Source organism: Streptomyces sp. NPDC058985 (assembly GCF_042740985.1).
Lineage (GTDB): Bacteria > Actinomycetota > Actinomycetes > Streptomycetales > Streptomycetaceae > Streptomyces.
In genome coordinates this window covers 186,576-211,725 of sequence record NZ_JBHYJX010000010.1, presented here as the reverse complement: position 1 = coordinate 211,725, position 25,150 = coordinate 186,576, and the positions used below count along the sequence as shown (strand labels likewise).

16 protein-coding genes are annotated in these 25,150 nt (G+C 66.3%); 10 read left to right on the top strand and 6 right to left on the bottom strand.

The genetic code is table 11. From position 1 onward, the window contains the following. The first annotated feature begins 46 nt into the window (after positions 1-46). Positions 47-937, top strand: a complete 891-nt coding sequence (locus ACFW01_RS12560) for a hypothetical protein (RefSeq protein WP_384503393.1) — start codon at positions 47-49, stop codon at positions 935-937. An 80-nt stretch (positions 938-1,017) separates the two neighbouring features. On the opposite strand, the gene ACFW01_RS12555 is transcribed toward ACFW01_RS12560, so the two are convergent. Further along, positions 1,018-1,443, bottom strand: coding sequence for a hypothetical protein (locus ACFW01_RS12555; RefSeq protein WP_234961769.1), 426 nt, complete (start codon positions 1,441-1,443; stop codon positions 1,018-1,020). A gap of 47 nt (positions 1,444-1,490) precedes the next feature. Further along, entirely contained in the window at positions 1,491-1,802 is a 312-nt protein-coding gene (locus ACFW01_RS12550) for a helix-turn-helix transcriptional regulator (RefSeq protein ID WP_234961770.1), read from the bottom strand. Positions 1,803-1,928: 126 nt separating this feature from the next. Here ACFW01_RS12550 and ACFW01_RS12545 point away from each other — a divergent pair, with 126 nt between their 5' ends. After that, positions 1,929-2,096, top strand: a complete 168-nt coding sequence (locus ACFW01_RS12545; RefSeq protein ID WP_234961771.1) for a hypothetical protein — start codon at positions 1,929-1,931, stop codon at positions 2,094-2,096. Positions 2,097-2,178: 82 nt separating this feature from the next. Here the strand turns inward: ACFW01_RS12545 and ACFW01_RS12540 are convergent, their stop codons facing one another. Both ACFW01_RS12540 and ACFW01_RS12535 read right to left on the bottom strand, forming a co-directional pair. After that, the gene (locus ACFW01_RS12540; protein WP_384503385.1) at positions 2,179-2,865 is read right to left on the bottom strand and encodes a hypothetical protein; all 687 of its coding nucleotides are present in this window, start codon (positions 2,863-2,865) and stop codon (positions 2,179-2,181) included. A gap of 307 nt (positions 2,866-3,172) precedes the next feature. After that, positions 3,173-6,733, bottom strand: coding sequence for a P-loop NTPase fold protein (locus ACFW01_RS12535; protein WP_384503383.1), 3,561 nt, complete (start codon positions 6,731-6,733; stop codon positions 3,173-3,175). A gap of 1,394 nt (positions 6,734-8,127) precedes the next feature. Here ACFW01_RS12535 and ACFW01_RS12530 point away from each other — a divergent pair. The 7 genes from ACFW01_RS12530 (at position 8,128) to ACFW01_RS12500 (ending at position 19,335) form a co-directional block, all read left to right on the top strand. Next, the gene (locus ACFW01_RS12530) at positions 8,128-9,315 is read left to right on the top strand and encodes an ABC-three component system protein (RefSeq protein WP_384503381.1); all 1,188 of its coding nucleotides are present in this window, start codon (positions 8,128-8,130) and stop codon (positions 9,313-9,315) included. A gap of 40 nt (positions 9,316-9,355) precedes the next feature. Then, positions 9,356-9,841, top strand: a complete 486-nt coding sequence (locus ACFW01_RS12525; RefSeq protein ID WP_384503379.1) for a three component ABC system middle component — start codon at positions 9,356-9,358, stop codon at positions 9,839-9,841. A gap of 4 nt (positions 9,842-9,845) precedes the next feature. Next, the gene (locus ACFW01_RS12520; RefSeq protein WP_384503377.1) at positions 9,846-11,804 is read left to right on the top strand and encodes a DUF3732 domain-containing protein; all 1,959 of its coding nucleotides are present in this window, start codon (positions 9,846-9,848) and stop codon (positions 11,802-11,804) included. Positions 11,805-12,642: 838 nt separating this feature from the next. Next, a complete protein-coding gene (locus tag ACFW01_RS12515) occupies positions 12,643-13,416 on the top strand; it encodes an SAVMC3_10250 family protein (protein ID WP_384503375.1) in 774 nt (257 codons plus the stop codon). Positions 13,417-13,463: 47 nt separating this feature from the next. Further along, positions 13,464-15,578, top strand: coding sequence for an AIPR family protein (locus ACFW01_RS12510; protein ID WP_384503373.1), 2,115 nt, complete (start codon positions 13,464-13,466; stop codon positions 15,576-15,578). Between the two features lies 1 nt (position 15,579). Continuing rightward, the gene (locus ACFW01_RS12505) at positions 15,580-16,920 is read left to right on the top strand and encodes a protein kinase (RefSeq protein ID WP_384503371.1); all 1,341 of its coding nucleotides are present in this window, start codon (positions 15,580-15,582) and stop codon (positions 16,918-16,920) included. A gap of 1,185 nt (positions 16,921-18,105) precedes the next feature. Further along, positions 18,106-19,335 (top strand): hypothetical protein, encoded by a 1,230-nt coding sequence (locus tag ACFW01_RS12500; RefSeq protein WP_384503369.1) that lies wholly within the window; start codon positions 18,106-18,108, stop codon positions 19,333-19,335. A 279-nt stretch (positions 19,336-19,614) separates the two neighbouring features. On the opposite strand, the gene ACFW01_RS12495 is transcribed toward ACFW01_RS12500, so the two are convergent. Both ACFW01_RS12495 and ACFW01_RS12490 read right to left on the bottom strand, forming a co-directional pair. After that, positions 19,615-20,394: a hypothetical protein gene (locus tag ACFW01_RS12495; protein ID WP_384503367.1), complete on the bottom strand. Its 780-nt coding sequence runs from the start codon at positions 20,392-20,394 to the stop codon at positions 19,615-19,617. 468 nt (positions 20,395-20,862) lie between these two features. Then, entirely contained in the window at positions 20,863-21,258 is a 396-nt protein-coding gene (locus ACFW01_RS12490; protein ID WP_384503365.1) for a hypothetical protein, read from the bottom strand. A 158-nt stretch (positions 21,259-21,416) separates the two neighbouring features. On the opposite strand from ACFW01_RS12490, the gene ACFW01_RS12485 reads away from it, so the two are divergent. After that, positions 21,417-24,272, top strand: coding sequence for a hypothetical protein (locus ACFW01_RS12485; RefSeq protein ID WP_384503363.1), 2,856 nt, complete (start codon positions 21,417-21,419; stop codon positions 24,270-24,272). Positions 24,273-25,150: the final 878 nt, after the last annotated feature.

Here is a 25,150-nt window from a genome sequence, read left to right as displayed (position 1 = left end):
GTTCGCAGCTTCTCCGGCCCCGTGCCGGGGACAGGCCCTAACAGCTCTGCACATTCATCTGTACGCGGCTCTGCACTTCAGCTCGTACGCCGACAGCCCCGAGAGTTACGACTTCGCCGTCCACCACGCTGGAGTCGCTACGGAGCACCTACTCAAGGCATACCTCGCAGGGATGCATCCAGCTCTGATCGTCGACGGCAAGCACTTCGATTCGTTGCTCCATGCCACAGGCCTGGGCTCCCATGCAGGCCCATTGACCAAGGTCAAGACCATCGGCCTTGTCGACGCCTACCTGCGGGTGGACAAACTCCTACCCAAGAAGATCCCGATCAGCAGAGTGGATCTCGAACCCCTCGCGGACGCTCGCAACGGAGTTGCCCACAGCGCGATACACGACTCGACGCAAGCCGAAGCAGTGTTCACGGTCTGTCTGCGCTTGGTTGACCCAGTTCTCGAAGAACTGAAAGTTGATCCGAACAGCTACTGGGGCCCTTACCTGCTCCTGCACGACAAGCTGGTCGATGAACAGGTCCGACGGGAACGCGTCGCGGCGGAAGCTCTCCTGATCAAGGCACGTTCATTGTTCGAACAGCGCTTCGGGCACATGTCACGCAAAGAGCGCGACGTGGTTCTGGCCGCGATCACCAGTAAACCGCTGGTCACCATGAGCCGGGAAACCCCGATGGAGTGCCCGGCCTGCGGTTCTCAGGGGTGGGTGGCTGGCGAAGTGGACACCGTCCACCTCTACGAGGACGGCGGCGTCACCATCTCACAGGAGGAGGTCTTCCTTCACCCCCATAGGTTTCACTGCGCAGCGTGCGACCTCGATGTGGGAACGAAGCTTCTCTCGCACGTGGGCGTCGCCCACGGCATCTTCTTGGAGGCCGGCCCTGACGACCACATCGACAGCGAACCGCCAGTGGACGAAGGCATCTGAGGACGTTCAGGCCAGCCACCCTCATTCCGCAGGTTCTGCCAGCTGTAGTTACCAATAATCCAGGAATGAGAAGCTAACGGTCAATCCTTTTTCTTTGATATTGTCAGGAATCCATTTCGCGGATTCTCCTTAACTACTCGATCGTCCGGCAGCCGAGAAGGGGTCCCCTTATTGCCAGAAGGAGCCTTGGCGAAATAATAGATCGTTTGCTCTTTCCTGCCCCGTAGAGTCACTTTCATTGACCAGAGATAGTATCGGATCCCCTTGCTATTGACGTGGCTATATGGAATCGGCAATCCTTCGCTGGCATCGCCATAGCTCGGAGTGTGTGCACGCTTCAGTGAGTTCATCGAGCGCAAGAGGCTTAGCGCATACTTCCAGCGCTGAAATGCACCCTCAATGCATTCAAAGTCGGCCGCCCACTCCTCCGAGTAACGCTCCACAAGGAAGTCTTCACGGAGGCGGCCCGCCGCAAACAGTGCAATTCGCGCAGGCATATCAGCCATCAAAGAACCCCACCGGGCGCAAGTGAAATATTACGATCACTGACCATTCACCGCCCAGGCTCTGCACTTGGCTGCGGAGGTCCAAGCACGCCAGGCGCTATATCGGGCTTACGTGCAACTGGGCGCCCCCCGGAAAGGGCGGAACGCGCGAAGAGGAGTCCGTCGGGTGTGACCTCATAGAAGCGACGCCTGGGGCGATCCATCGGCACTTCCGATTCCCAGCGACTGGACACCAGGCCCTCAGTCTCCAATCGAGCCAAGATCGGATAGACCGTGCCGCTGGCGAGACCAGTGGCTTGGACCAATTCGAGGCCATATGGGAGGTCGAGATGCAGCAAGCCATCCAGGATGGCAAGCATCGCCGGAGTCCTACGCAGTCGACTACTCATGACCTAACTCTACCAAGCCCCCCCCTATGTAGCGTTAGAGTTAGCCGACGGGCTTCTCGTGCCCGTGATGCGTGACGACTAGGGTGGGGCAGATCGATGGTCGACCTTCGATTCGCGGTGATCTTCGTAGTCAGCTTGCTGATTGGAGTAGGAGTCGGGGCGCTCACCGTCGCTGACGCCCGCTCGCTAGCCGCGGCAGTCATTGCAGGCGGAGCGGCCTTCGCTGGTGCATTCCTGTTCCTCGACAAGATCATCCGCAACTGAGGTCGAGAGACTGGCTGAAGCGAGCGCCAGCAACTCCTCAAGTTGTGTTAGCCGTAGCTACCAATAATCCGCGACGTCGCGGTCAGGCCTGTCGTCTCGGTGTCCAGGATCGCGTAGCCGTCCGGTTTGCGAGGATCTTCTGTGCCCATGCGATGGCCGGTCCGAGGTCGTTCCACCGAGCCCGGTCCGCCCGACGCTGCGCCTGGACGCGCTCCTGCTCGATCTCGCGTTCGCACCGAGCGCAGTGCCAGTCGGCCATGGCCTGCTCGCGCTCGCTCATCGCCGCCCACGCGGTGAGCGGGTACAACTGAACCAGGCACCGCCGGCAGGAGCGTTCCATCAGCGACCGTGCCACCCGCCGTCCTCGCTCGAGGCGTTCGTCGCATGCCAGGCACATCCCGTCGCCGTAGCTCCTGGCCGGCGTCGGGGTGCAGAAGACGGTGCCGCAGTCCTGGCACGTCCGGCGGCGTAGATCGGCCCGGCGCCGGGCTTCCCGGTCCTGGCACACGCCGCACATCCCCCACACCGGAACGGGGAACATCTCGCCGCAGCCGGTGCAGGTACGGCGCTCCTGCATCTGGCGGCGCTGCAGGGCCGTCAGCGGCCGCATCTTCGCCGCCTGTTCCGGGTCCCACAGCGCGACCCGGTCCCGATACCAGCGGGGGTAGATATGCGCGACCGGCCGTTGCCCCACGGCGGGCTTGCGCCGCGCCCCGGCCAGTTGGGCTTTCGTCCGCAGAAAGGCCGGCGCCCGGCCGCTGTCGTACACCGGCACCCCGTCCTTGAACGCCACCGGCTTGCCCCGGGCCATCCGCCCCGGGTCGATGTCGTCCTCGTCGTCCTCCTGGTCCGCCGGCCCGCCATTGTCGTGGGTCGTTTTTTGTGCGCAGTGTGCGTGTTCTGAGCTGGGGTTTCTCAGTTGTAGTGGGTCGTTTTTAATGCTGATGGTGCTGCTGTGCGTGGCGTGGTGGGGTCTTGCAGGTTCCTGGCCTGGGGTTGTGCAGTTCGTCTGGGTGGTATGCAGATGGATTGGGTCGCTACTTGAAACGTGGGCGAGGTGTTCTTCGGGCGCGGGGTCATGGCGTGGTGCCGGAGTCTGGGGGTGCAGTCTGGCCGGTGGCGGGTCGGTGCTCGCGGAGCGCTTGCAGGATGTTGCCGTGGTGTTCGTCGGCGGAGTTGTTGCTGGTCTCGCTCTGGAGGAGGGGGTCCAGGCGTGTGTAGAGGTCGTCGAGCCCGAACATCGCGTCGAGGCCGGCCAGGACACTCTCGTCGATCAGGCGGTGCGGGCGTGACGTGGGGTGGAGGAGTTTACCCAGGAGGGGGAGGGATTCCCATCCGTCGTCGAGGCGTTGGCGTAGCCAGGGGCGCAGGCTGTCGGGGTGGGTGTGGCGCCACATCCAGATCAGGTCGGTGTCGGACTCGGTGAGTTCCTCAGCAGGTCTGCCCGTGGTGGGCACGAGATGCTGGGCGATCTGCGCGGTTACGGCGTCGCGGGCCTGAAGAGACCAGTCTTCGGCGGTCTGCACCTGCTCGGAGTCGTTGTTGTCCGGGTTGGTGACGCGGTGCAGGGTCCGGGTGGCCAGTACTGCTCCGTCGGGGGTGGCGGCCATGGCGGCCAGTACCGGGGCCCTTTGTTCTGGGGGGAGGTCGGTGAGGAGGTCCCGGGCGAGGAACTGCAGGCTCATGCCGCTGTTGACCAGGCCCATCATTTCCGGTTCGGCGGTCAGCTGCCCGTAGCTGTCTGCCATGGCCTTCAGTAGTGCGGCGGCTGGGACCGAAGCGCCGGTGCTGCGGCGCTGCTCGATTCGACGCGTGATGCGGTGGGTGTCGTCACGGAGGCGGAGCAGCAGTTCGGCTGCTTCCTCTCCAGGGGCGTCGGCGGTCAGCTGGGCCAGGGCCTGGTCGAAGGCGGCTTCGGGAAGGTCGTCATCGGGGACGCCGAAGACCATGTACCGGTCGAAGTAGTCGGCGCTGCCGATCCCGCGGCGCTGGGCAGCGGCTTTCGTGTCGCTTCCGTTGCCGAGTTCTTTCTGGACTGTTGGGAACAGCAGGGCCAGCAGGTTGAGCACGCCTTTGATGTGCTCTTCGGCCACGCCGGCTTCGCCCAGCCGGTTCCGCCAACGGTCGGCTCGTTCGCCGGGCTGCTGTGTGCTGTATCGCTGTGCTGGGTCGATGCTGGTGCCGGTCAGCTCGGCGCGGTGCCGTCCCAGGAGTCGGTAGACGCCGGGCTCGTTGGTGCGCAGGAAGGTGACGATGAGGAAGTCGACCAGGTCCACGTTTCCGGCGAGGGAGCTGAGAGTGGCGTCGGCCTGCCCGAAGTAGCGTTTGACGGCCCGTGGTGTCTGCAGCCTGTCCTGCAGGTGCCGGAAGTAGGCCTCGGAGAAGCGTCGTTCCTCGCTTGGCGTCATGGACAGGCTGTGGGAGTCCAGCAGGGCGTTCAGGGCGCGGATGCTCATGGCGGCCGCGTCGCGTTCGCGGAACGCGGGAAGGTCGAGCCGTACCTGGATGATCTTTTCCAGGAACTCGCGGGCCCTGCCTTCGCTGTTTCCTACGAGGTCGCTGCGTTGCAGGACGTCCAGCAGCGTCTGCTCGTCGAAGCTGATCAGGTAGTAGACGTTCGGCAGATGGCCCACCAGGCGCACCAGCTTGAAGACAAGGAGCAGCTCGTCGGGAGTGAGGCGGTCCAGGTCGTCCATGACGACCAGGACGGGCTGCCCCGCCTGCCGCAAGGCGTCTTCGGCCTTGCGTTTGGCGGCCGAGGCGCTGGTGTCGCCGATGATGCGGTCGCTGAACGCCTGGATCAGACCCTCCGAGTCTAGGCCGGCCAGCGCGGTGAGCTTGCCCAGGGGGCTGATGGCTTGCCCGAAGCCACCGATCCTCTGGCGGACTTCCGACCAGCGCTCTTCCTTGGGCAGGGCGGCACGGATCTCGCTGAACAGCGCCGCGGTCAGCGATTCCAGATCGGAGTACAGCCATGGGTTGAGCTCCGCGATCAGCCAGTCCTCGCGGTCGTCCTGGCGCTGCAGGAGACGTATCACCTTGCCCAGGACCGTCGATTTTCCGGAACCCCAGGGGCCGATAAAAGCCAAGACGCCTGTTTCGGTCTGGGCCCGGACGCGCCCCAGCAACTCCACCGCGTGCCGCGCGTACTGTTCACGCCCCAGCAGGTCGGACCCCTCGGCGTCGAGGAACGGTTCGTCGTTGAAGAAGCGCGCGTCGCTCATCGGCATAGCGTGCCTGACCGCGTTGCTGCCTCGCTGCACATTGGTCGAGGCGGGCAGGTGCTGGGGTGGATGCCGATGGTGGTGAGGAGGTGTTGCTGGGTGGTGCGGAGGATGTTCCAGCGGGTGCTTTGTGTCTCGGCCCATCGCTGGATGGCGGGGGAGTGGTCCTGGCCGGCGTCGTGCTGCTCGCGGGCTTGGTGGTAGGTGCGTTGCCAGATGTGGGGCCAGGGTGGGTTCCACCAGGGGTCGAGGGTGTCGAGTGCGTGGGTGGTGGTGGGGGAGAGGCGTCCTTGTCGGGCGGCGCGGCGATTTTTGCACGAGCCAGCGGCCGAGGGGGAAGTCGTCGTGGTGGGTGTCGGCGCTGGGGGAGAGGTGGCCGTGGAGGGCGGCGTAGGTGCGTGCGTGGGCGAGTCCGGGGCTTGTGGGGTAGACGCGGCTGGTCCGGCGGCGGCTGGCGGGGGTGATGTCCAGGTCGGTCAGGAGTTGTTGCTGTTGGGGGCGTAGATGTGTCCAGGCGGCGTGTTGTGCTCTGATCCAGCTTCTTACGTCAGCCGGCAAGCCGGTGGGGCGGCTTTGCGTGGTGCGGGCGCGGGTGTAGGCGCGTTGCCAGGCCAGGTCCCAGGGTGGGTTCCACCACGGGTCGATCGTGGTGAGGGCCTGGTGGCGGGCGTTTGAGGTGGTGTCGCGTCGGACTTGTTGGCGTTGGTCATTCAGCCAGCGCCCCAGCGGGAAGCCGTCGTGAACGGTGGAGTAGGCCACGGCCAGGGTGTGGTGGGCGGCGGCGTAGGCGCGGGCGTGCGCGAGCGCGGTTTCGGCGTAGGGGTTGAGGGGCTGGGTGCGGGCGGTTTCGCTGGTGAGGCCGATGTCGGCGAGGAGGCGCTGTTGGTCGGGGTGGAGGTCGTCGTAGTGGTTGCGTTGTGCGCGTAGCCAGGTGCGCTGGGCGGGGGCGAAGCTGCGGAAGTGGTGGTCGGCGTCGAGGTGATGGCCGGCGTTGATCTGGTCGTGGATGTGCTGCCAGGCGCGCTGCCACGCCAGGCTCCAGGGCGGGCACCACCACGGATCCACGGCGGTCAGCGCCTTCGCCGCAGCAGACTGAGGCGCGCCCCTGTCGGCGTCGGTTCGGGCGTGCTGGCGTTGCCGGCGCAGCCACCGCCCCAGTTCGAACCCGTCGTGGACGGTGCTGATCGCGGCGGCGAGGGTGCCGTGTGTGGAGTGGTAGGAGCGCGCGTAGCCGAGGCCGACAGCAACGTCGGCCTCGCGCTCGGCGGGCCGTGCGGCGGCGCCGCGGGCCCGGTCCGCGGTCAGCCCGATGTGGGCGAGGAGGTCCTGCTGGTCGGGCTGGAGGGTGTCGTACTGGGCGCACTGGGTGGTCAGCCATGTGGCGAGCTGCTGACTCTCACGTCCGAGCCGCACGCGATTCTCATTTAGATGTCAGCTGAGAGATGTCCATGGCCCGCTAGTTGTAGGGATGTCACGGGTTTGCTTCAGACACAGTATGAGAACTGCTGATGTATGCACCTGAGAATCACGAGTTCAGTCCACCGAGAATCACAATACGACGCGGACTGTGACCTGCTGTTTCGCGCTGAGCGGTGGCGAGATGGTCTACACACGCTTCGCAGTCGACTGCGCTCGCATGTGCTGCACCTGGATCGGACTGTGCAACGCCGCGGTCTCCGCCCTGGCAGGAAGTCTGGGGCACCCCCGCCTGCGCGGGCGCTACAGGCTGACCGGAGCAGCAAGCTGAACAGGGCCGCCGAGTCATTCCCGCTGATACGGGCTCTGCTGGCCAATGACCACCTGGCAGGGCTGACAGCACGAGTCACCCCTTCTTGTGGGCTCGAAGGTCTCGGCGCCGAGGATGGTGCCACGAAGGCGTAGCATCCCGCTCGCGCCGGCCATGCCTCATCGTCGAGACCATGGAGCGCACTTCGGCGACCGTACCGACGGCGACGGGTCACTCCCGCTCGCGCGGGCTCTACCTCGCTGGGTCGTCCCGCGGGCTGCAGTTCCAGGAGTCATCCCCGCTCGCGCGGGCTCTACCCTCTCTGAACTGGTCATTCTAGCGCGGTTTGCCCGCGTTTTGCTTGGGACAGGGCAGTTGGCGGCTCGTCGTTTTAGCGTCGCCGGGGTTCAGGACAGGCTCAGGTGATCGCGAGGTGGCTGCCACAGCAAGGCCCGTTGAGGGTTGCGCGAAACCAGTGCAGCCCCATCAGCGGGTCCACTCAGGTCATCGACTGGCCGGCGGCACAGCGCTTCACCTGCAAGTCGAGCGGCTGTCCCCGCGGCTTGCCGAGCGGGGCAGCCGGGCAGAGTATGCCGAGCCGTTGCGGCACGAGGGACAACTCGACGCACAGGCCGCCCAGAAGCAGAACTGCTGACCCCGGATTCTCACCTTCGGTGAACTGCTGCCCACGCCACCACCGTTGCTGCGCCGAAGCCCTCGGCCGGCCTTGGTCCCGTCACCCTGGGCGTGGCCGTCCGTGCCTGTGCAGGCAGCGGAGTCAGGGACTCGCAGACCGGCCGGGACCTCGACGCCGCAGAAGGCGCCGGCTGAACGCGCCCGAGCCGCCCAGACCCTCCAGCTCCGGCAGCGCGGCGCCCCGTGGCGCCGCTCGCCCTCGTTCTGCGGCTGGAGCGATGTGCCCACCGCTCACACTCGACAGGCACATGCTCAGGTTCCCCCCCCCCGGGACACGGAAGGTTGACGAGCGGACCGCAACACTCCACAATATCGAACAGAAATTCGATAGAGGGGCTGGCATGGCGTGTGGACGCCGTGTCGGGGCGGGGGGAGACTGCACACCATGGGAAAGGGTTCTCACAGCGCTGCTCCGAATGCCATCGGCTACCAGCACCAGACGTGGTGGGCCCTGGTCGAGCTCCTGCAGACCGGCGCCAGCAGACCTGACGCAGCGCTGAGCCTGGAGCTGTACGACGACGTGGCGTGGGAACAGGCGGGGACGGCCACCGAACTCCTCCAGGTCAAGCATCACATCGGGCAGCACCGGTCACTCACCGACACGGCAACGGACGTGTGGCGCACGCTGAAGGTGTGGATGGACGAAGCCTCGCCGTCCGACCCCGCCGGTCCCGCGCTCGCCCTGGTGACGACCGAGACCGCGGCCCAGGGAACGGCCGTCGCCGCCCTGTGTCCGCACAGCCGCGATGAGGCGGAGGCCAAACGTCTGCTGGAGCACGTCGCCCGCACGTCCACCGCCCAGCTGACCGAGAAGGCCCGTGCCCAGTTCCTCGGTCTGGGGGAGGCGGACAGGCTGACATTCGTCTCACGCATCCGGGTGATCGACCGCTCGCCCCACATCCAGGACGTCGCCGCCCAGGTCAAGGAGCGACTGCACTGGGCCCTGCCGCCCGGGCATGAGGACCTCTTCCTGGCCATGGTCTGGCGGTGGTGGGACGAGACGGCGCTCGCCCTGTTGCAGGGCGTCCAGCGCGGCGTCGATGTGGGAGACGCGCAGGCGGCGATCGCCGACATCCGAGACCAGTTCACCCGCGAGAACCTGCCCACCCTGGTGGAACTGGCGGACGTCAACGCAGGAGAGCTGGAACAGACGTACCGCATGCACCCCTTCGTCCAGCAGATGCACTGGGTGGCCTATCCGCCACGTAACCTGCAGAAGGCGATCGTGGACTACTACCGCGCCTACACCCACTCGGTACGCTGGCTCGAAGAGGACCTCATCGGGGCAACCGAGCTGACCCGCTTCGAGAACGAACTCGTCGACGAGTGGGAGCGCGAGTTCGAGTGGATGATCGACACCCTCGACCAGGACGCGGACGACGACGCGAAAAAGACCGCAGGCAAGCAACTGCTCCGGCAACTCCTCGGCCAGACCAGCCTCGCAGTGCGCTCCCGCTACAACGACCCGTTCTTCGCCCGTGGGCAGCGGCACATGCTCGCCGACACTGGCAAAATTGGCTGGCACGCCGACTTCGAGACCCGCATCGCCGAACTGCTGAAGGTGGCCACGTGACGCCGCCGCTTTCTTCGGCCGCTGCGACGAGGAGATGAGCATGACCGCCTGGAGCGACCGCTCTCCGATCTCCGCCGTCATGCTCAACCCGGCCCTGATGGCGGCCGTCCTGGCCAACGCGACGCAGGGACACGAGAAGGAAACTGGCCAGCCCATGCCCTGGGTCCTGGGCTTCGTCGCCGCTCCCATGGTCCTGCACCAGCCCACCCGTAACGCCCTGCCCGCCTCGACCAGAACCCACCTGGGCGCCTGGATCGGCAAGAACCCCGTCCTGCGGGCCGGATTCCCCGCCCGCGCCCAAACCCTGGCAGAGCCCGTCAAGGAGGGCACCCGGTTCGGCCTGGCCCACCACGCCCTCACCCTGGAACCCGACGGCTGCCTGAGAGCCACCTTTCGCCGGCCGCGGGGATTCAAGGCCCCCGAAGAGCTCGACCAGATGCTGCGCAAGGCCAACCTGGTGGGACGGTGGCTGGCCAAATCCGACAGCCCGGCGACTGTCTTTGCCGTCCTCGGCGTGACACCCTGACCGGGTGCAATTGCTCGCGATCATCCTCTACAGCAAGACGGGCGACCGACAGGTCCTGGAATTCACCCCAGGAGCCCTCAACGTCGTGACGGGCGAGTCGAAAACAGGCAAGAGCGCCTTGCTCGAGATCGTCGAGTCCTGCCTGGGACGTGACACCCTGCAAATGCCGGTGGGCCCCATCACCAGCACGGTGTCCTGGTACGCCGCCCTGTTCCAACTGGACGGCGGCCGCGCCTTCGTCGCGCGTCCCGCTCCCAAGGCAGGTAAGTCATCGACGCAGCAGGCCATGCTCGCCTTCGGCGCAGACCTCGAGCCGCTCGACTTCGAGCAGCTCGAAGTCAACTCGGACACCAACACGGTGCGCGAGCAGCTCGGCCGGCGCATCGGCATCGAGGAGAACCTGCACGAGCCCCCGGCCGGCTCGGGCCGCCAGGCGCTGGAGGCCCACATCGGGCATGCAGCCCTGCTCTGCCTGCAGCGTCAGAGCGAGATCGCCGACCCCGGGTTTCTCTTCCACCGACAGGGCGAGCAGTTCATGGCTCAGACCCTGAAAGACACCATCCCCTACTTCCTCGGCGCCGTTCCCCGCGACCAGGCGCTCAGACGAGCCCAGCTCGCAGCAGCCAGGCGCGAGGTGCGCACCGCCGACACGGCCTACCAGCAGGCCCTCCAGGGCGCCCAGAGAGCACAGGCCGGGCTCGCTTCGCTGTGGCGAGAGGCCTTCGCGCTCGGCATGGTCACCACCGAGGAGCAGCCCGAGCGCACCGCAGCACTGTCCGCCCTGCACGCCGCGGTGAGTTCCGGCCCCGTGCCGACAGCTGTCGACCCTGAGACAGCTGGCCGCCGCAACGCACTCGAACGAGAACGCGACCAGCTCCGCGCCCGCCTCAGAGGCGTGGCCGCGGAACGTGAACTTCTCCTGCAGCAAGACGACTACGCCGGCGACTACGCCGGCGCCGTTCGCACCCAGACGGCACGCCTGGCCAGTCTCAATCTCCTGGGCGTGCAACCGGACAGCGACAGGGACGAGTCTGCTGTCTGCCCCTTGTGCAGGTCGGCGATGAGCGAGCCCGACCCCACAGCGCGCGAACTCCACCAGAGCCTTGAACGCCTGCAGACCCAACTGCAGGACGTCGAGGCCGCACGGCCCGCTCGACGGGCCGCCCTCACCCAGCTGGACGAGCGGGCAGACGAACTGCGGGCATCACTGCGCAGCGTCGAAGCGACGCTGCAGTCCCTCGTCTCCGCCCGCGCTGTCACCGAGGAACTCACCGACACCTCTCGCCGCGATTTCATGCGCGGCCGCATCCACGCGAGCTTGGCCGCGCTACCCGCCAGTACACAGGAGGAAGTGGCCCGGCTGAAGCACCTTCTCGAGGCGGCGCAGAACCGGGTCGAAGCGCTGACGGCTGAACTCGACCCGAACGAAGAACGTGAACAGCTCACCTCGCGCCTCGTCGCGATCAGCCAGGACATGACCGACTGGGCCGACCGGCTCCAGCTCGAACACAGCGGGCAGAGCGTCCGCCTCGACCTCAGCCGCCTGACCGTCGTGACCGACACCGAACAGGGACCGGCCCCCCTCTTCCGCATCGGCAGTGGAGAGAACTGGGTCGGCTACCACGTCATCGTCCATCTCGCTCTGCACCGCTACTTCTCCCGGCAAGGCCGCCCCGTCCCGCGCATCCTGATGCTGGACCAGCCCACCCAGGTCTGGTACCGCTCGGAAGTCGACCAAGCCTCAGGAACCCTCGAGGACGACACGGACCGGGCAGCTGTGACCCGGCTGTTCCGACTCATCCACGACGTAGCCCGTGAACTCGCCCCCGACCTCCAGATCATCGTCTCCGACCACGCCAACCTGGACGAGCCATGGTTCCAGGGCTCCGTGCGCCACAACTGGCGCGGTGGACGCAAGCTCATCCCGGAGCGCTGGATTGAGGAGGCCGGCCAGGCGGGGTAGCACTCCAACGTGCGAGCGTGCGCCACCCGCAGACCGAGGCACCGCAGCCAAGACGGCCCGCTCCACGCCAACTGCCGCACCGAACCGAGGGATGCTTACTCCCTGCCTCTGCAGCGCAGTACCGCGGACCCCGCTCCCTCGGCTGGCGCAGACCAATTTCGGTGACGGCTGGCTCACGACACGGTTCTTCCGCTGAGGCGGTGGTCGCTGCGCGGTCGCAGATGGTGGGAAGACGACCGCTTCAACCAACGAGACGGCCGGGGAAGGCACCCGGCGGCGGCTGCGGCAGAGCAGCCGCGGATCGCTGAGCCGGCGGCTCCGCACCTGCGGCTGTCAGTGGCGAGTCGCACATTTGGAGGACAACTGTGCGGTACTCGCTGGAGGAGGAAGCCATGGATAAGCGAGCACGGGACCTTGCAAGCGAGCTCGGGGTCCCGGTGCACGAGATCATTGGGCGTGCCTGGAAGTTCAACCGGTCCGTGGTGACAGCCGACTCCCTCCTCTCCAGAGCGCTGGAGGAAGGCATCCGCCACGCAGCGCTGTTGGCCTCTGTGTCCGCCTTTGGTCGGCCCCGCGCACCCCAGCCGCCGGCAGGGAGGCACAGGCGACGGCCTTGGCGGACACTCGGCGACCTCGCCCCCATGGAGCAGGCGCTGGCCCGTGATCAGATCAGGAGGCGGAGTCCTTACTGGTATGGCGCCCCCGACCACAAAATCGCACCAGACGAATACGGCACCGTGCAACGCCTGGCTCGGGTCTGGGCGGACAACTGGTTCAATGACAAGGAGGTCACAGCCTGGTTGGCCCTGGGCGTACAGAGTCCCGGCGACGCTGCTGGGTGGCGGAAGCAAGGCTTCGACGCTACGTCCGCCGCCGCGTGGCTGGCCATTCGCGTACAGTCCACCAGCGCGGCAATCTTCACTGCGGCAGGTGTCACGCCCGCGATGCTGGACACCGCGTACGCCATGAAAGGCAAGGCACTGCGTGGCGGCAAGCTGCCCCTGCAACAAGCGCTGGTGCCGAACGTGGACGGCTCCAGCACTTGGAGCGGGTCGACAAGCACCTCAACAGCCAGGCCGACTGGTTCGCAGACCCTGAACTGCGCCCCGGCCGCTGGGTCTGGTTCGAGGCGCCGCTGCGCTTCATCACCCTCCGGGGCGCATACCAGCACCTGGTTCTCTTCGCCGATCCCGCTCCCGGGGAAGAGCCTGCGCACGAGCAGGAAACAGGCTGCCGTCTGCTGATGCACGGCTCCGCCCGACACCTCCTCGGATACGCACCCGTCACGATCGACGGGCCCCCGCTTGAGGGGATCGACGGTGGCTCCAGCATCGGAACAACGTTCCTGACGACCGCTGGTCACGTGGTACAGGCCTTGTCGCTGGAACACAACCCCGCGGCAGACAGCACGCCCCCGCCGAGTCCGGACCTCAACGGCGCCGCCGTCCGGCACCTGGTGGACGCACTCGACGCCCGGCACGAGCAGGCGGGAAGCGCCGCACTCATGCACGGGTACGCCCGGGTGACGTCCCTACTGCCGGCCACGGACAGCGCTCAGCGGCTGGTCGTGGCAAGCCCTCTGACCGTGGAGTACGCGTACAACCAGTCATGACACGCCAAACGACCCACGACCGCGCAGAGCGATGAAGGATGCCCCACATGAACGGCACCGGCGATGACCTGCCAGATGTGATGCGCTTCCTGCGCGGCTACCTCACGGAGACCTTCGCAGACCTGATCGACATGGGGGACCTCAACCGCTACCCCTCGGCCGGAAGGGACTTGGGCTTCCTCTCGCGAGCCCTGGCAGCTCAGGCCGTGCGCATCCTCACCCAATGCAGCGCCCAGGAGGCCGCAGCAGCAGTGACAGACGGCGCGGACGACAACGGAATCGACGCCGTCGCCTTTTCGCCGAACGGCTCGGACATCTGGTTCATCCAGGCAAAGTGGAGCGACAGAGGCAGGGCGGTACTAGGAAAGGACGGCGCCCTCAAGCTTGTGGCAGGACTGCGCCGCTTGGCCAGCGGCCACTACGAGGGCGTCAACGCGAAAATCAATCGCCAGCTCACACGGATCGACGAGGCACTGAGCTCACCGCAGTGCACCGTGCACTTGGTCGCCGCCCTCGCCGGAGACGGCCAGCTCACCCACCAAGCGGAACAACGGCTGGCCCGGGTGGGAGAGGAGTTCGGCTTCGACGGCCGTACCCCGGTCAAAGTACATACGCTCGGTCTGGCGGACTTCCACTCCTCAGCCCGCCTCCACACTGCCCACGCACCGGTGCGCATCACGGCGACTCTCACACAGGGCTGGCACGCGGTTCACACGCCATACCCGGCGTACATCGGAAGCGTCCCCGCCGGCGAAGCAGCCGCATGGTTCGAGGCACACGGCTCCCACCTGCTGGCTCCGGCCTTGCGCAACGCCCGCAACGACCGGATCGATCAGACCCTCGTCGAGCAACTCATCAGCGAGCCCGAGCACTTCTGGTACCTCTCCAGCGGCGTCACAATCCTGTGCGACTCCGTCAGGGCGCAGTTCTTCGCCCGCCGAATCCCGGGAGAACCAGCCCGGCTCGAACTCGAAAACGCACGAGTCATCAACGGGGCGAGCACTCTCGCCGCGGTGGCTCACGCGGTGGCACGCCACCCCGCCACTGCCGAACACGCACTCGTCCCACTGCGCGTGATCTGCGTCGACAACGCACCAGAACGCTTCCTCTCCCAGCTCACAACAGCCTCCCAAAGCGACAGCAGCGCGGACCTCCTCGACAGGATCGAAGCCGACCCGCAGCAACTGCAGATCCGTGAGGAGTTCGCCGCGGAGCTGGGAAAGCACTACGTCTTCAAAAGGGGCACCCCGCCCCCCGCACCCAGCGCCGGATGCACCATGCAGGAAGCAGCCGTCGCCCTCGCCTGCGCCCACCCGGACGTCTCCCTGACCGCTCACACGAGCGCCGACCTCGAGTACGTCCTCCTCCCGTCCCCGGCCGGCGCCTACACCCGCCTGTTCGGCCAGGCCCCGCCCGGCCGCCAGATCTGGGCAGTGGTACAGGCACACCGCCTGGTCCAAAGCACCCTGGCCGACATCGCGCGCGCCGCATCCCCGTGGACGCGCGACGTGATGGAGCACGGCAACCTTCTGATCAGTCACCTTGTCCTCCAGAGCATCGGCCTTGAGGAAACCGAATACTGGGTTCAGAGCGCACAGGAAAGTCAGGACTGGGCGTTGGAATGGACCAAGGACATCGTCCGCGCGCTCGCATCCGCCGCAAAGAACCTCTATGGGCAAAACGTCTTCCTGGCCAGCGTGTTCACCGACGCCCACAAGTGCCGCAGACTCGCTGAGGCCGTCACTGGAGAGCTTGCCACCCTCAACCAAGCACGAAACGACAGCCCTGCCGCTCACGTAAGGCGCCGCCCCAGCAGCGTCTCAGTCCTGATCGACCACGCCCGCATCCCGGACGGCACACGCCTGATCTACCGCCCCAGCAGTCCTGTCGAAGATCAAGCCATCGGCGACTGGCTGCGTGAAGACCCCCGACGCTACCTCGCCACATGGGTCAACGACCGTCAGCGCCCGTTGATCTGGGAAGCCGACCAGCAGGCCTACTCACCCAGCGGACTCGTCATGCACATCTGGAGGGAAGCTCGCTGGAACGAGGCCCCCGTCGCGGTCCGAGGCCCCGCCAGCTGGTACCTGCCCGGCGAAAGCACACTCGCCGACCTCGCCGGACAGCTCACCCCCCGCGCAGCGCTGGACGGCGGCGCCTGACGTGAGAACCATCAACGACCGCTACGAACTGCGCACCCTGTTGGGACAGGGCAGCATGGGACAGGTCTGGCAAGCCTGGGACAACCGACTCAAACGCGCCATCGCGATCAAAATCATCAGCCCCGAACGGCTCGCCACCCCCGACAAGGGCCTCACAGCCGAAGACATGATCGCCCGCTTCCGCCGCGAAGCCGAACTCGGCGCCCGGTTCTCCCACCCCAACATGCCCGTACTCCACGACGCAGAACTACACGGAGGCGGGAAAGACCTTTACATGGTCTGGGAACTGGTGCTGGGCAAAAACCTCGGCGAAATCCTCGACGAGAACAGACGCCTCCCCGCAGACCAAGCCCTCTTCATCGCCCAGCAGACAGCACAAGTGCTGGACAGCCTGCACTCCTACCCGGTGATCCACCGGGACGTGAAACCAGCCAACATCATGGTCACCGACGCAGGCGCCGTAAAACTCCTCGATCTCGGCATAGCCGCGGTGTTCGGCACCGCCAATCCCCGCCTGACGCAAGCAGGTCAACTACTCGGCACCCTCGCCTACATGGCGCCAGAACAATTCAACAGCGGTCTCATAGCTCCTCAGACCGACCTCTACGCCTTGGGCTGCGTCATGTACGAAATGCTCGCGGGCGAACCCCCATACACCGGCGAAGCCATCGTCATCATGGACGGACACCGCAACGGCACACCAGTACCGCTGCAGACCCTGTGCCCGGACCTACACCCACAGATCGCCGAACTCGTCATGAGCCTCCTGGCCAAAGACACCACCGAGCGCCCCGCCTCCGCTCGCCGCGTCCTCGACCAGCTCAACGCCCTCCACGTCACTGCCCGACCAGCGACACCCTCAACACCCCCGAAGAGCGCACCGCCAGGAAAACCCACCAATCCGGACCTTCCAGCCGCAACCCGCAAGGGCCAAGCCCTCGCGCTCTTCCACGCCGGCCACTTCGGGAAGGCCCTACCGCTTTACTCCGCCCTCAGCACCGAACTGGCCGACGCCGGCCCCCACCACGCAGCCGACGCCGCAGAGTGTCAAGCCAAAGCCGCCCACTGCCACCTACGCCTAGGCAACGTCGAGTACGCCCTCAGCGCCTACCTCTCCCTGGCCGAAACACTCCCACAGGACGACCCCCTCGAACCCCTGCTGCTCGACGTACGATGCGAGATCGCACTGCTGCAGGAAATGACAGGTCGCCCAGAGGCCCTGGAATCCCTGGCGAACCTCTACCCGCTCCTGGACGAACACCTTGGCCGCGACGCACCCCGGACGACGCAAGTACGCGAAGCCCTCAACCGTGCTGCGGCGCGGTCCCTGACGAACTCGTGACCTCTGCGGAGCAAACGAGCCTCTCGCTCGTCTCACGGGAGTACCTCGATCGACGGCACCGGAGGAGACACCCTCGGGCGTGCGACTCATGCGAGCGGGCCGTCGAGATGAACGGGCTTACAAGCCGGGTTACTCCCGCTCGCGCGTCCGCTATGTCGATCTGATCAAAGGCAGACTGGATCGTCACGGCTCCCTCCTGCTCGCGCGGGCACTGCGCCGACAGGACGGCCGTGGTGCTAGGCCAGTCCGAGTCACTCCTGCTCGCCTGGGAACGACATCTTCTTCCCCCTCCACGTTGCGTAGGCAGACGAGGCACTGGAGTCACCCCCGCTCGCGCAGGCACGATCTGGTGTTCAGCCCGTGCACCACGTCAGGGTGTGTGCCACAGTTCACTCACCACCCCACTCTGCCTTGCGCAGCCCCCTGGCTCCACTCCGTATCGAGTGGCAGACCCATCGGCGGGAAACGATCTTCGGCCAACTGGGAAGCGATCTTCCACCGCTTCTGGAGCGGTGTGTCGGCTGCTTCACTGCGGCAGGCCGGGAGTTACCGGCCAGGCTCCGGGGCGTCACCGACCGCGAGAATCGTGCCGTCCTGACGCGCCACGGACGTTCGGCAGGCCTGTCCGCCCGTGGGCAGGAGACGACTGGTGCGAGGAGGAAGGAGGGCGGTCGTGCTCCGGTTCTGGGCGTCGAAGTCACCTCGTTCTGCGGCGGCTGCGTGACCGCCGGAGTGCAGCGGGCGCTCCCACTGGTGGGGTAACAGCCAGCACTGGCTGGCTTTGCGCCCAGGGGTTGTTCGTGAGTGCGAGAGCAGTGAGAAGGGCAGGGGCTGTTCAGGCGCGGGGTCGTCGACACGGCCAGCCGATGCCGGTGACCGGGTGGGATCTTCGGGTAGGCGACAGACGGGTCCATTCCAAGGCCGCGCGGTGACGGTGGCCCTCTCGTCGAGACGCCCGTGGCGGAGTGCGGATCTGGGGCGTTCTTGCGGGCCGCCGCATCGAGGGCGTCGAAGGCCTTGCTTCCGCCTGACCTCTGGACGGCTCACCGCATGTCTGTGGCCTCTATTTCACCCACCTCCATGTGATGACCATCACATGGAGGTGGGTGAAGTTTTTTGCCGTTGAGGCTTCCTGCAGGGGCCGAGGAGAGAAGGTCTTCTCGTTAACCCGTAAGGAGTTCGTGCGTGCCCAGTAAGTCTTCGAACAGGAGGCGCCTGCTCGCCTTCCTGGCGCCGGTGATCGACACTTCAGCCGGACTGCTTGCGGCCGTCTGGTCGTCTTCCCGGTGGGGAATCGATCCGATGGACGGCGGGAAGCTGGAGGACTGGCCGACGCTGCGTCTGCGCATCCCAGGGCTGGTGAAGGGCCATGAGGCTGCCCATACGGCACAGCCACAAAGTGATCGTTTCCTCGTCAGCGCGCCTCCACCTTCCGAGCCTCTCTTGGGAAGGATGCGGGAACAAGCTGTCGAAATCCGCAAACCGGAGGCCGCTTCCCTCCCTGCTGCGGGACATCCGGCATCGGTCATCGCGAAGCTCCGTCAACCGCAAGCACTGCCCATCCGCCATCCCGGCCAGACTATGGGGCACGACAGGCCGACGCCTTCGATGGTCACATTCCGGGTCTTGAGTCCCACACCGGGCGAGGGGCTTGCCACGCTGTTCATCGGTGGCAACGGCTCCTCGCCTCTTCCGCCTGTGACCGTCTATCGCGATGGCACCGTCGACACTCGACGGCCCACGCTCTACCCGCCGGACCGCACCGGAGAGTCGACTTCGGAGCTGATCCCGCAGTCTGACCGATCGGCCCTGCAATCCCGCGCTGTCCAGGCGCTGGAAGCGCGGCAGGCGGCGTTGGCCGGACACGACTACCTCGTGGAAGCCTTTGCAGCAGACGTACTGGGACTGGCGCGCAGTGCCCGCTGGCGAGAAGCCGTGTCCACGGCCCTGCTCGGAGACTGGGCCGAACCGCTGTTCTCGGGGCAGCGTCTCGATGACGCCGCGGTGACCCGACTGCGCGTGGAGGCTCGCATCACCCATCGACACTTGGTGCCCCTTTGGCGTCGCCGGACCCGGCACGGCCGGGTACTGCTGCTGGACACTCCACTGGGCGATGGCCTCAGCCTGCATGATCTTGCATCCGGAATCACCGACACCGAGGCCCCTCTCCTCGAACACGACCCGGAAGACGCACGGCTCGCCGCCCTCATCCGAGCCCTGCAGCCAGCCGAACGGGCTGCTGCCCTGGCCTGGGCGGATCCCAATGTGCGGAGTTGGACTGAAGCCGCTCAGCAAGCTGGCGCTGACGATCCGATTGCCTTCGGGGAGCGGGTGCGCCGCAAGTGTCGTCGTCTCGCAGCCGAACTTGCCCGCCGCCGCTCCCTGACCGTCCACGCCGGCGGTGAGTCGGCATGACCATGCTGTTCTCTGCACTGCCTGAGTTCCTCGGCACCCTTGCCGCATCCTCGGTCATCGCCGCAGGCACCCGAGTTGTCCATCATCTTCGGACACGACGTTGCAGGGCAAAGGGTGCCCACGAGTCGGACCGCCCGACACCTTGATGGCACCTCCCGCATCGGGTGCTCACACTTCACACAAACGGCGGCGACGGTCCGGCGCTTCGCGCAGGCCGCTGGTCCTTGGCGGCCAGACTTCCTCGGTGAAGGTGGGCGCGCAGCTACCGTGATTCGATGACTACGCGGGCGGCACGCGCCCCGTGAGGTTCTCCCAGTCGTTAAGAGCCTCCTCCAGCTTGGAGTCTGCGGCCTTGCGATGCGGGTCCTGGCGATTGCGCTGCCGTACCTGGGTGAGCCGGTCGTGCGCTGCTTCCTGTGCACGGGTGTCTGCCCTGGCTTCTTCCAACGCCTCTTCAGCCGTCGCGAGTTGGTGAGGAATCCGGGCGCGAAAGCTGTTCTCTTCCGCGACGGCGTTTTGGATGGCCACGGTGAAGTCGCGCACTGCCTCCTCGTCGAACCGCTGCTGGCCGTCCGTTGCAGGAAGAAGGTGAGGGTACTTCGCACGGTGCACCCGCCCGGTGGCATCGGTGAGGTAAATCGAGTGGTTGGTCTTGCCCGGGTCGAAGCGGGCATCGAGGCCGGCCAGCTCGATCGATCGCGTCCCCGGCCCGGACGTCACCATCAGGACGTGCCGGAACAGGACGAGCTCACCGAGGCCGCCCAGTCGCTCACCGGCGCCGGGACTGCGCAGTCGTGCAATCTGCTGCTCCAGCTGACGCAGCCTCCGCTCGTACGCGCTCTGCGCCGAAGTGAGACTAGCTAACGCAGCAGACTCGGTCTCGGCCGCCCTGCGGGAGACCTCCCGCGCCCTCTGGCGTGCACTGGCCAATGCTTCACGGTCGCTCTCGTACTTCAAGCTGAACGCGAAGGCCCACCCGCCAGGAAACCTGTGCCGCCTCCACAACACCCACAGGCCCAGGCCAATGACAACAACCACAACCCACTGCACCGCGCTCATGCCCTCTCCTTCCACTGCCGACTGACTGTCTTACTGCCGTTGAGTCGACTGCGGCGGCGGATTGGGGCAAGAGGTCAGCAACACCACATCCCTCTGGGCACTTTCACTTCGCACGTCCCGGACAACTCACCTTCCCCGGTGACGGTCTCAATGAATTGGGGAGAGGCGAACAAGCGTGCGGCGGGAATCCGGTGGAGCAGACCGCCATGCCGAAAATCGGAGGCGAAGACGTCGTTCCTGCTAGCGTAGGGACAAGGTGAAGGTCGGCTCTCTCCGGCGCTCCTCGTACGGGGCACCCCCGCTCGCGCGGGCTCCATACCAGTCCGGCGCCCGCGACGTAGTAGATCGCGGAGAGTCACCTCGCTCGCATGGGCAACAGTAGTTCGGCGACGGCACGGATCCGCGGCGCTTGTTGGACCTGCTTTGCGCAGCACTCGACGGTCCCTGGGAACAGCGGGGCGAGACGCCTCAGCCGACACGCCCATACTGGGACCGCAGACGGCTCACCAGACCGGCGATCTCCGCCGGCGTGAACACCGTGACATCCGGCAGGTCGGTTTCGGCGATGGCGATCTGCCACCGGCCACGGTCATCCCGGGCCACCTTGACCGAAGGCTCCGCGAACCAGTCCGTGCTGATCCCACGCCTCACCACGACGCCGATGAGCGCCGGATACGACGGCATGAGTCCCAGCAGAGACCCGGGAGTCATCAGCAGGTCGGCCAGCGCCTCGATGGCGTCATCGCCTCGCACTCCTTCCGAGTTGAATCTGAACTGGCCGGCACCGGCGTCCGTCAAGGTCACCGCCAGATACTTGCAGTCCTCAAAGCGTTCCCACGGCGGAATCCTCCAGGAGAAGGTCATAACCCTCATCCTCCGTGCCGAGTACGGGAGTTGCCGAGGTATCCGCTCTCTTCTCGCGGCACGGAGACGTGTTTCAGCCACGGGCCGGAGCGCGCCTGCGATCCGGGGCTGAGCAGCGTTAGCATCCGCGAGCCGAAGACCCGGGGGAGGCGACGCGGATGCTGTGGACCTTATTGAACAAGCCCTGGTTGGCTCCAGTGGTCCAGAAGGTGCAGCTCTTCAGAAGTCCGAGCCGGGACGAGGTCTACGAGCGGTGTGTCGAGGCGGCCGTCGATGCCCCTCCGCGCGCACACAAGCTCGGCATACGGCCTGGCGCCTCACGCCGTCACGTCTTCAACGACATGCACACCCCGGAGTACCGTGCCGCGGTCTACACCAAGGTCGACGGCGCGCTGCAGAAAACCGCGTACGACAAAGCCGCAGTCGACTTCGAGCGCGTCCGGGCCCGGCAGCAGGCAGCTGCCGATCAGACCGAGTGGCCCTGGAAGGTCGTCTGCAGCGTGCTGCTGGGCGCAGGGTTCATCGTGCTCACCACCTGGGGCGTGTTGGCCCTGCTGATCGCTCTGATCAGCGGATCCTTGCTGACCTTCATTCTGTTCTGGAGTGGCACCGCTGTCTGGTTCAACCTCCGCTACTGCCTGATCGCCGGATCGCTCGCCATCTCTCGCGTTGGGGCCCGCGTCGAACTCGGCTACCGCGCCGTGCTCTGGGGCGAGACCCTGCACGACGACGGCGTCGTTCCCGTCATGGACGCCATGATCCGCAATCTCCTGGGCGACGATCCCGACTCCCTGTTCGTCCCACAGGGAACCTCCACCGGCCTGCGTGCACCGCGAGCGCCCGGCTTCGCCATCCCCACTGAGGCCATGGAACAGCTACAGCGAAAGCTCAGCCACCTCGATGAAGGCACCATCGCCGTCTGCGGTCCCCGCGGCGTCGGCAAGTCCACCCTGCTCGAAAACGCGGCAGATCAGGCCGATTTCGGCTTCGTAGCCCAAGCTCCGGCCACCTACGCCCCGCACGACTTCCTCATCTCGCTCTCCGTGCGCCTGTGCCAGAAGTACATGGACTACGAAAACTACCCGGTACCGGAGTTCGCCCGACTGTCCCCGTTCCACCGCCTGCTTCAAAGCACCCGCCGCCGCCTTACAGCGCTGGTCCGCTGGTCCTCGTTCGCGCTGCCCGCGGGGGCATTGCTGGTCCTCGGTGCCTCATCGGCGGCCCGCTCCCTGTACGACCAGTACAAGAACTCGGCCACCCACACCGCAGACACTGCCGTCCACGCCGTCCACGCCTGGCTCCGCGAGGTCTGGAACGGCGACGCCGTCGTGACAAGCGTCCTGGTCATCGTGGCCGGCATCGCCTGGTGGCTCTCTCGCCACGACCCGTGGATTCCCCGATCCCTAGGGAGACTGTGGAGCAGACTGGGCGCCAAGCTCGGGATCCTGCTGGCCCTCGCCAGCCTGGGCAGTGCCTTCTTCGATCCGCAGATCCGCCAGCTCGCCCAGCACGTCCACCTCAGCACCATCCTCGTCACCGCGCTCCTGGCCGGCGGATGGTTCTACTCCTGGACGGCCAGCAACCTCGCCCAATCCCGCGCAGCCCATATGGAGATCGGCTACTGGACCATCTACGCCAGCGACGCCTTCCGGCTCCTCGCTGCCGGTCTGGGCACATACCTGGTGTACATCTTGGTGCGCACCCCCTCGACCTACGCGCCGTTCGCCGACACAGACAACCCGAGCCGACTCGCCGGAATGGTCGCCGGCGCCCTTCTCGCCCGCGCTGCCGGATGGAAGCCCCGACCGGCCAAACCCCACCTCGTCACCCGCTGCGAGAACCACCTCTACCGACTGCAGACCATCCAGACGACGACTAACACCCTCTCCAACGGCACTGCCCAGATCATGTCACTCGGCGGCTCGCACGCGACGTCCATCTCCACACTGCCACCGAACTTCCCCGCCCTGGTCGAAGAATTCCGTGACTTGCTCACCGAAATCGCCGACACGCTCGCCCGCCGCAAAAAGCGGGTCCTCATCGGCATCGACGAAGTCGACCGGCTCGGCTCCGACGCCCAGGCCCTCGCCTTCCTCGCGGAGATCAAGGCCATCCTGGGCGTGCGCCACGTCTACTACCTGATCTCCGTCGCCGAAGACGTCGGCGCCGCTTTCGTCCGCCGCGGCCTGCCCCATCGCGACGTCACCGACAGCTCGCTCGACGACATCATCCACGTCGAGGCCTGCACCCTCAAAGAAGCCAAGACCATCCTCGACAGGCGCTCCCAGGACCACACCGTCCACACCGCGCTTCTGGCACACAGCCTCTCCGGCGGACTCCTGCGCGATCTGCTCCGCTACGGCCTGCAGATCGAAGAGATTCAGGTCAAGACCCGCACCCACGAACTCGCCCACATCGCCCGCGAGCTCATCCTCGAAGAACTCTCCGAAACCCTCGCCGGCTTTCGGACCCTGCTCGGCAAGCAACAGTGGACTCATGAAACCAGCGGCGTACTCAGCGACCTCCGCACGCTCTGCGGGCACCTCAAGACCTCACAGTGCGAGTGCACCGACGGCCCGCTGCGACAAGCGCTCGGAGAATTCGCCCACCAGCCCGCGGACGCTAGGCCCCTCTCTGCTGACATCGCGGACGGCGCCCGCCAGCTCATCGAGGAAGCCGCCGCATACAGCTACTTCTCGCTCACCCTCCTCGAAATCCTCACCGCTCCCGGTCTCGACCGCCGCACCGAAGAAGCCAAGGCGGAGGGCCCCTACGGAGCACTCGAACGGCTCGCTGAAGCACGTCTGGAACTGACGATCTCACCGCACAGCGCCCGTACCCTCATCACCCGCATCCGCAAGGCCTGGTCCCTCAACGACAGCCCGACCATCGACATCTTCGGGTCCGTCCTGCGCCGATGGTCCTGCCCCCTGCACGGATCGGACTCCTTCGGCCGGCGCAGAACGCGACCAAGCCGCGCTCCCCGCCTCGCCGACCCGTCGGACAGGCATTGACCAGAACGGGCGCGCAGCCGTCGCGCGCCAAGAGGCAGCCCCACACGCGTGGGTGACGTGCGCTGTGGTCCCAGCTGGTGTGCCGCATCTGCGAGACAGCCCCACACGCCGGTCCGTAAGCGTTCCGGCGGACCGCAGACGCACGGTCATCACCGACCTGTGCGCCGCACGAAGAGACTGACACGCCAGACCGGATGATTCCAGAGTCGAAGGAAGCGGCCGCCGCTCGGTCCAAGGCCGCGCATCGATACCGCCTACGTGCGCAGGAGCATGTCGTTGGCAGAGATCGACGAGACACCCACACGCCCAGGAGACAGGGCGAGGACTGTGGTGTCGTTGAAACCCCTGCCACAGGCCTACGCGTGTCGCAGACCTGGGCCGGACGATGAGGCAGGAACCTGTCGGTGCGGGGTCTCCCGCCGTGAATTCCCCGGTTGCGCGGGCTCGACGGTCTGGGCGCCGATGATGATGCCACGAAGGACGCATCATCCCGCTCGCGCCGGCCACGCCTCATCGTCGAGACCATAGAGCGCGCTTCGGCGACCGTACCGACGGCTCACTCCCCCTCACGCGCGCGCTACCCGTACGTCCAACTGGTGCGCAGCACGCCAGCCCAGTCATCCCCGCTTGCGCGGGCGTTACATGATCGACCTTGAAGAGCGCGTGAACCGCGTGGAGTCATCCCCGCTCGCGCGGGCGTTACCCTCTCTGACCTGGTCATTCTAGCGCAGTTTGCCCGTCTTCTGCGTGGGATTGGGTATAGAGAACGATGATGCGACCGAAGATCTCGTACTGCTTCCAGGGCATGCTGCAGAAGTCACCAGCCAGCCGATGACCTTGTTGCTGCCCCCCGGAAGCGACGGCCCGCCGCCTCCGCG

Excerpts from the sequence above, each read along its gene's own strand:
- ACFW01_RS12545 (WP_234961771.1), top strand. The coding sequence starts at position 1,929 with ATGGTCGACCTTCGATTCGCGGTGATCTTCGTAGTCAGCTTGCTGATT.
- ACFW01_RS12510 (WP_384503373.1), top strand. The coding sequence starts at position 13,464 with ATGAACGGCACCGGCGATGACCTGCCAGATGTGATGCGCTTCCTGCGC.
- ACFW01_RS12490 (WP_384503365.1), bottom strand. The coding sequence starts at position 21,258 with ATGACCTTCTCCTGGAGGATTCCGCCGTGGGAACGCTTTGAGGACTGC.
- ACFW01_RS12525 (WP_384503379.1), top strand. The coding sequence starts at position 9,356 with ATGACCGCCTGGAGCGACCGCTCTCCGATCTCCGCCGTCATGCTCAAC.
- ACFW01_RS12555 (WP_234961769.1), bottom strand. The coding sequence starts at position 1,443 with ATGGCTGATATGCCTGCGCGAATTGCACTGTTTGCGGCGGGCCGCCTC.
- ACFW01_RS12530 (WP_384503381.1), top strand. The coding sequence starts at position 8,128 with ATGGGAAAGGGTTCTCACAGCGCTGCTCCGAATGCCATCGGCTACCAG.
- ACFW01_RS12495 (WP_384503367.1), bottom strand. The coding sequence starts at position 20,394 with ATGAGCGCGGTGCAGTGGGTTGTGGTTGTTGTCATTGGCCTGGGCCTG.
- ACFW01_RS12550 (WP_234961770.1), bottom strand. The coding sequence starts at position 1,802 with ATGCTTGCCATCCTGGATGGCTTGCTGCATCTCGACCTCCCATATGGC.
- ACFW01_RS12485 (WP_384503363.1), top strand. The coding sequence starts at position 21,417 with ATGCTGTGGACCTTATTGAACAAGCCCTGGTTGGCTCCAGTGGTCCAG.